This is a genomic window from Streptomyces sp. NPDC089915 (assembly GCF_040684675.1).
Lineage (GTDB): Bacteria > Actinomycetota > Actinomycetes > Streptomycetales > Streptomycetaceae > Streptomyces.
Window position 1 is genome coordinate 1 of record NZ_JBFBGN010000387.1, and the last position, 1,282, is coordinate 1,282.

The 1,282-nt window shown below is 74.5% G+C and carries 1 protein-coding gene; it reads right to left on the bottom strand.

Annotated elements, in window-relative coordinates:
* Nucleotides 1-20 precede the first annotated feature (20 nt).
* Nucleotides 21-1,097, bottom strand: coding sequence for a hypothetical protein (locus AB0O29_RS36045; protein ID WP_365160713.1), 1,077 nt, complete (start codon nucleotides 1,095-1,097; stop codon nucleotides 21-23).
* Nucleotides 1,098-1,282 lie beyond the last annotated feature (185 nt).

Genomic DNA, 1,282 nt, shown 5'->3' on the forward strand with positions numbered 1-1,282 from the left:
CGCGTCCACGATCCGGCTGGTCAGCAGCGGGAGGCCGACGGCCCGTTGGCCGGCTGCCCGGGCCCTTCCGTCGCCGTGGCGCCGGCACAGACGGGGCGGGTGCGGGCGGCATGGGAGCGGGCGGCCACGAGGAGGCCGATGCCCAGCCCGCCGAACGCCAGGCCGCCGAACTCCACGAACCAGGTGATGCCCGCGCCGGTGGTGAAGGGTGGGGGCGGCTGGAGTTCGGGCAGTACGCCGGCGGCCATGAGCGGGGCCGTGATGGTGAGGAACAGCCCGTACATCGCCAGGGGAAGGCCGGTCAGCCATGCCGGAACCAACGGCAGCAGGCGCGGGACCCGTCGTCCGGACAGGAACGGCGTCCAGCGGGGGAACACCTGCCCCCACCTGAACAGCAACCCGAGCAGCAGGAAGACACCGGCCATCGCGGCCAGCACGGTCACGTCGATCCCCGCCGCCGCGGCCGCCTTGGACGGGCCCGACGCACCGGCGCTCATCGCGCGCCGCCAGTCATCGCCCGAGACGCCCAGGGCGTCGCCGCCCAGCGTCCAGACGGTCTTGGCTCCGGCCCACGGCAGCAGCCCGCACATGAGCAGGTAGACCGCGACGCGGGTCCGCCTCGGGGCTCGTGAGGCGGTTGGGTGGTCGAGCGGGCCGTCGGCCGGGCCCGCGTGCGGTCGCCCGCATCGCGGGCAGTCTCCGTGCAGCCGTCGGCGGTACGACAGGCCGGCGAGGAGCAGGAGGGCGGCCCCGGCCGTGTTCAGCAGGACCTGGGCCAGCCCGGTGGCGCTCTCGACCCCTGAGAGCGTCGCGATCGTCACGAAATGGATCGGCAGCCCGTTCATCCCCACGACGAACACCGGGAGCGCCGTGATCAGCACCGTCGACACCACGACCCGGCCGTGCGCGGGGAGGGTACGGGCGCCGGCCAGGCAGGCGCCGCCGGCCAGGAGTGCGAGGGCCGCCAGGAGGAGCAGGACCGCCGGCGCGTAGGAGGCGTGCTCCGTCCATGGCACGGTGGTGCCCGCCGCCGCCCATGTGACCTCGACGGCGGCGTACGACACGCCCCATAGGGCAGCGGCCTTGGGCGACCACATGGGCCACCTCCTCGACCACGGCTTCCACGCCGGGCCCGTGACCGGTGGCCTGGAAGCGCCGTCTGCCTGTGAGTTCGCGGGAACCGCCACTGAGACCCCCTGTACGTGCGGTTTGTCGACGCCTCAAGGGTCTCCGCCGCCCGCGCCGCTCACATCCGTCCCGCGGATCACCCGCCTCCCCCGCG